At 36.0% G+C, this 5662-nt stretch carries 8 protein-coding genes; 1 reads left to right on the top strand and 7 read right to left on the bottom strand.

Annotated elements, in window-relative coordinates:
• Positions 1-43 precede the first annotated feature (43 nt).
• From FTV38_RS16415 to mobC, 5 genes are all read right to left on the bottom strand, one after another.
• Complete coding sequence (locus FTV38_RS16415; RefSeq protein WP_180012288.1) at positions 44-937, bottom strand: replication initiation protein; 894 nt, start codon at positions 935-937, stop codon at positions 44-46.
• Positions 938-1169: 232 nt separating this feature from the next.
• Positions 1170-1457: a type II toxin-antitoxin system RelE/ParE family toxin gene (locus FTV38_RS16410; RefSeq protein ID WP_179995778.1), complete on the bottom strand. Its 288-nt coding sequence runs from the start codon at positions 1455-1457 to the stop codon at positions 1170-1172.
• Complete coding sequence (locus FTV38_RS16405) at positions 1454-1768, bottom strand: type II toxin-antitoxin system Phd/YefM family antitoxin (protein WP_003115799.1); 315 nt, start codon at positions 1766-1768, stop codon at positions 1454-1456. The genes FTV38_RS16410 and FTV38_RS16405 overlap by 4 nt, the downstream gene beginning before the upstream one ends.
• A 76-nt stretch (positions 1769-1844) precedes the next feature.
• On the bottom strand, positions 1845-3470 hold the full coding sequence (locus FTV38_RS16400; protein WP_179996687.1) for a relaxase/mobilization nuclease domain-containing protein: 1626 nt from the start codon (positions 3468-3470) through the stop codon (positions 1845-1847).
• A complete protein-coding gene (gene mobC / locus FTV38_RS16395; protein ID WP_179996688.1) occupies positions 3460-3792 on the bottom strand; it encodes a plasmid mobilization relaxosome protein MobC in 333 nt (110 codons plus the stop codon). Before mobC ends, FTV38_RS16400 begins: the two co-directional genes overlap by 11 nt.
• A 207-nt stretch (positions 3793-3999) precedes the next feature.
• On the opposite strand from mobC, the gene FTV38_RS16390 reads away from it, so the two are divergent.
• Complete coding sequence (locus FTV38_RS16390; RefSeq protein WP_179991777.1) at positions 4000-4824, top strand: hypothetical protein; 825 nt, start codon at positions 4000-4002, stop codon at positions 4822-4824.
• 90 nt (positions 4825-4914) lie between these two features.
• On the opposite strand, the gene FTV38_RS16385 is transcribed toward FTV38_RS16390, so the two are convergent.
• Both FTV38_RS16385 and FTV38_RS16380 read right to left on the bottom strand, forming a co-directional pair.
• A complete protein-coding gene (locus FTV38_RS16385) occupies positions 4915-5193 on the bottom strand; it encodes a hypothetical protein (RefSeq protein ID WP_179991778.1) in 279 nt (92 codons plus the stop codon).
• A 90-nt stretch (positions 5194-5283) separates the two neighbouring features.
• Positions 5284-5662 (bottom strand): helix-turn-helix domain-containing protein (locus tag FTV38_RS16380; protein ID WP_180022989.1); only part of this gene is annotated, 379 nt, incomplete at its 5' end.

The following is a 5662-nucleotide window of genomic DNA, read 5'->3' as shown; positions in this document are numbered from 1 at the left end:
CTAATGATGTATCATTTTTTTGGTAATGAAATAAGGGAAGGCTTTAAATCCTTCCTAACTTCTTCCATCTGTAATAAGTACTTTGAGAAATTCCTAAATTTTTCCAAGGTTCGTTTGTACGTTCTGAGTTTTCAGATTTAGAACGTTTAGATTTCTTACCGCCAATACTTCCCTTATGACTTTGCCGATGTATAAACTCTTGGTAGCAGTACGCATCTTTTTTCCAACAGTAAGTAGCAATACTTTTTGCGGTTGCTTTGACTTCTGAGTATGGTAATGGCTCTAAAAACGCTTCATTTACGCTTAGACAATGTTTTACTACCTCATCTAACCAAGTGTTATAGATTCCACCTCTATGCGCTCTAACAGCCGTATATGCCCATTTACGCACGGTATCGAACAGTGTGCAGTTACGTCCAAGTCCTGAAACTTCCTGTTTTTTGCTTAATTTCTTAGGTAATTCTACAAAATCGGCTAAATAATCGAGCGTATAGGCTTGTTCACTCCAAAAAGTGACACGCCAATCTTTATGAAATGGATTCTTCGTAATGAGATGACTGTAGCCAACGTCTGCTCCAAGTTTATTGGCAAGTCCTGCCTGAACCTTTGAGGCATAGGCTATTGCTTTTTGACTGGCTAATTCACTGGTACACAGTGGAATTTCTAATTTATAGCAAATATGAGCATGACCATTTTTTAAGGTCTGCGCTGTCCAATAGGGCATTGGCAAATTTTCATCATGCCATGCCATGACAGCATCTGAACGATCTATATCAAAAAAGAAGTAATGAAGCATACAAGGCTGATTACCCTGTATGTATTGCATGTTGATTGCCGTTTTTTTCGGTCTTATTTGTAAGCCATACAATAAATCATCTGCACAGTATGGTTTATGAGCAAGATTTTCAAAAAAATCGCTTAATTGAGCGTTATTCACCTTTTGCAACGTCCTTTATGTTGCAAATGCTCAAAACATCAGTAAAATACAAATATCGATTTTGCGTTTACTGATGCTTTAAGTATTTGTTAAACAATGAGAAAAAAGTAGGTTTGCCGACCTGCTTTTTTTTCGCCTAAAAGAAAATCTAACACAACTTTAATATTTTTAAAAGTTATTGATTTTCTTAATTTTATAGCCGTTTTTTGCCAATATACGGCATATAATCTAATTAAATATTTCTCGAAGTATGCAAGATTCTTAAAATAAAAACTCGCTTGGCTTCCTCATCAATTTGAATAATTGCACGGTATGGACTGTCAGAAATAAGCATTTCTCTTGTTCCTAAATTGCCCTTCTTTTTAGTTCGATTTGGTGAGAAATACAGGGTTTCTAGCTGTTCAGTAATTTTTAAATACATCCCTTCTGCTAGTTTTTCGCCCCATGTCTCTATGCCATACGCCAAAATTTCAATTAAATCCTGTTCTGCTTGTGGCAAGTAAGAAACTTCATAGGTCATCTTTTACGGCTCGCTACCAAGTCTCGTGCCTTTTGCATTGCAGTCGCATGTACTGACTTCATTTCTTTCGTATCAGATGGATGCGCTTTCAAAGCATTTAACGCTTCTGTGATTTTCTCTTTTTCCCAATCTTCATAATCATCATCTTGGACATCAAAAAGGCTTTCTAAGTGGGTGCCTTTCACGTCTTTTAATGACAAGAAAACACCAACAGGGCGCTTATTCTTTGTGACTAATACAGGTTCTCGCTGCATCGTATCTAATAACTCACCAAAGCGTGATTTTGCATCTTTCGCTGTAATAACTTGCATGTTCAAACCTCATAAAAGTAGGCGTTTTGTCTATTTTAGACTTTTTTTGAAAGTAATCTAGCGTAATTTATTAAATTTAACGCCCAAATCCTCTACTAGCCCTTCTTTCAACGTGTTTTTCTTTCATTTGCTGGCTAATTTGCTGTTCACTTCTCTTAATTTGCTGTTGAGATTGTTTAATTGCTGATTTTGACTGGCTAATTCCTCGTTCTGACTTCTCAATACTTGATTCTGAATGCTCAATGTTTCGATCTGCTCGCTCTGACTTTGATTTATAGCGTTTAGCTCTTTCAATTGCTTCTCTAACGAGTTCAATAAGTCTTTGTAGCGATTCATAAAGTCGTTTGGCATTATCTTGTTCCGCTTGATTAGGATTACTCTGTTTTACGTCCTGCTTTGCTTCTTTTGAGGTGGCTAAGTTTTCAAATAAACTTCCGCTATCCTTCAAAAGCTCCTTTCCATCATTTGACTGGTTAAATGGATTTTCAAAAGGAGTTTTAAAGTTAGATTCTATTTTTCCAATTTCAGTACCATTTGACTGGATGTGGTCTCGTAAGCGTGCGCTTTTTTGCTGTTCTTCGCCATGATATATAGGGTTTTCTTGTCTTCGCTCTCGTGTAAAGTCACCTTCCGCAAGATTTGTTTCTCTAGCGGTGTCTGCTCTACTTTCAGATTGATTTCGGCTAATTCCTGCTGCTTGTTCTGAATTTGCTTCGCTAACCACCAATTTACGCCAAGAAAAATCAGAAACACTGTAATCAACACGCCCAATATTGCTCCCGTGAGAATATTCAAACGCAAAGCGTTTCTGATTTTCGGCTGCTGATCTTGGATGGTCTGAAGGTTTGACCTTAAAATTTTCTCTGTTTCCTTGCTGCTTGCTCTCAGTAAGGCGTTGTAGCTTTCCAAGTGCTGTTTCGTAACGCTCTCGGCTTGTTCTTTGATAATCCTGTCCTGCTCGGCGGTGTTCTTCTGCAAATTGTTTATCAAATTGTCGATTTTCATAAATTACGCCTTCTAAACGAATATTCCGCTTGCCGTCAGGATTCTTAATACTGATTGATCTATCTGTTTCTCTAGCAATCTCAAAGCCTGCACCCTTTAGGGTTTCAACTACATCTTGCCTATTTTGGATATTGCCATTGCTAATTTGCTCAGCAATTGCGGTCCCGATTTGCTCTTTAATTTCTTTGACGCTTTGAGGTAGGTTTTGGCTATTCAAAGTTTTAATTGCTTGAGCTTTCTCTGGTGCATGAGGGTCTGTTAAACCATGCTCAAAATTGATGACTTGTTTCCAGTTTTCTACAAGTGGGCGGTCAGCTTGATCAAAATAAGGCTGTAATCTTTTTCCTGTACTTAATTCCACATTTGGAATGACGAAATTAAGCTCTAAACGTCCTTTATCAGTGTGTTCTATCCAAGTGATGTCGTACTGGTCACGCTCTAACCCAGCAAGCAATGTTTCTTCAAAGCTCTGCATGATGGCTTCTTTTTGGTGTTCTTCGAGGTTTGGTTCCTCAAATGAAAGTACTCCAACCGTATAACGGTTTTGGAAGTCCAAGTTGTCTGCTAATCGTTGGGTTAATTCAGGATCTCCACTCAGTAAAACTGCACCTGGTCTATCCCTATCTTTGCCAAGTAGGTAGTCAATGGTTGCACCTGCACTACCACCGCCCTTATTTCCCAAAAATTTAACGATCATAGTTGGCTAAAATTCCTTGTAGTTGTTCTCGAATAACTGCCAACTCTGCAAAGGCTCTAAGTTTTTCTATATCAGATTCCACAGTATTTACTTGTCTCGCAATCTGATTGAGATTGCCCCCAATGCGTCCTAATGCTGCTAATAGCTGAGGATCTGCCGCTTTATAATTTCTTCTTTTATTTGGCTTCTCATCTAGACAAGTATTTCGAATCCAAGTTGCAAGCTCTCCACCTTCCATACGCTCCAGTAAGGCTTGATGTTCCGCTTCTGTTAAACGGACTTTGATCTCTTTTTTTCTTTTGATTATGTCTTTCTTAGTCATGACTCAATCTGCTTCATGGATTGGATCGGCTTTTTTTATGAGGACAAATTGCCAAGTAAAGGCAATTTACCGCAATAGAAAAAGGCGAAAAGAGGGTCAAGGGATTCTTCCCTTGCAAGGCACAAAAGGTAATCTAGCGAAAACTTTAGTTTTTGTATAGAGTACCCTTTGTGTGTCCTTGCCCTTAAAAAAATTTAGAGTAACCATATGAATAAAATTAATTTACTAGATCATCTAAATAATATAATTTGTCAAAATTTTCTTGCTGAAGAAATAGATTTCTGTACGAATAGTTGTTTAATACTTCAATACTTAAATTTTTTGGAAAGAAGAATTCCCGAAAAAACTCGTAATTGTTTACAAACTTCAGCTTTTAAAGAAGATTTCAAAAAACTAACAACTGACTTACAAAAAGGATTTTTCAAACTAAAAAAAGAAATAGAAAATGGAGAAAATTTAAATAAATATCAAAGTACAAGAATATGTGAAGCTAGTTATACAGATAACCTTTACTTACATGAAAAACTAATACATTTTCATTTGAAATCTGACATGTATCCTAGAAATCCAAAATTTATAGACCGCTCTGGCAGCATAGCAATAGTTCTGATAAATTTTGAAGAAGTAATTTTTATTAAAATAAAAAACCATGGAGGAGATACATGGACAAGCAACGAATACATTAAAATCTTAGATAAAGAATTCCCACAAGCTATTAAAAAGAAAAAACTTATTGGCATAAAAAGCGATAATTATACAAAAAGGGAAATAAATAATTTAAGAAATAAAGGAGCAATATACATTACAGGAAACGAAAATGAAGACGGCTACTGCAACACACTAGACCCAATAAAATCTTTAAACAATAAAGGTAAATTAGATCAAACAAAATATTCACATCTAAAAATAAAAGAAAAGCTATTAAAAGACATAGAAAAGTTAAGCACCAACTTAGAAAATAGTTCACCAGAAGAAATCAAAATACAGATAAAAGAGCTGATATCTGATTTAGGCTCACTTTCCGCTTTTTAATGCGCTTTCGTACGTTAATGACAGAAAATAGTACTTCTGCAAATTTGTTTTCATTAACGTACGATTTTAGATTTTAAGAATTACATACAATTAATTACTAACTGGCTCATCAAACCAACCTTCAATATAAGTACCTTCAGTACCTGTTTGCTTCACTCCACAGTAGAAATTGAGGTTCGTATCTCCAAGATATCCAGTAACTTTCTCCGGTGTATCTGTCATCGGTCTAAGAGTCTGGCCTGATCTATTTTTAATCGTCTCAAGACATTGTGACATGGAGCTAAATTTTCCACCCATTAGTTGAGTTTCAGATTCAGCACTACAACCAACGATAAAAAGAGTAATACTTGCTAATAGAATGTTTTTCATAGTTATTTGTCTTACGATTTAACGAAGTAATATAGTAGCGTATACACTCATTCTTTTATCAATTTATATGATTTTTTTCTAAATAAGCTATCAAACATCATTTTTTATCCAGTTCCTAATTGTTCTATCAGTAACCATTAATTCAGTTGCTATCTGCTTTTGAGTCATACCCTCTTTCATCATTGCTAAAGCCTTAACTCTTTTAGAAGCATAATTATCCGATCTAATTTTCCCCCCCTTTAGACCACCTAGCTTTCCTTTTCGGCTTTGACGATCAATAAACTCTTGATAGCAGTAGGCATCCTTTTTCCAACAATATGTGGCGATACTCTTAGCTGTAGCTTTGATTTCTGAATAGGGTAATGCTTCTAAAAACGCCTCATTTACGCTTAAACACTGTTTGGTGACTTCCTCTAGCCAAGTGTTGTAAATACCCCCTCTATGCGCTCTAACAGCCGTATATGCCCAT

It is taken from the genome of Acinetobacter sp. YH16044 (assembly GCF_013417145.1).
GTDB lineage: Bacteria > Pseudomonadota > Gammaproteobacteria > Pseudomonadales > Moraxellaceae > Acinetobacter > Acinetobacter amyesii.
This window is presented reverse-complemented; position numbering and strand designations above follow the sequence as displayed.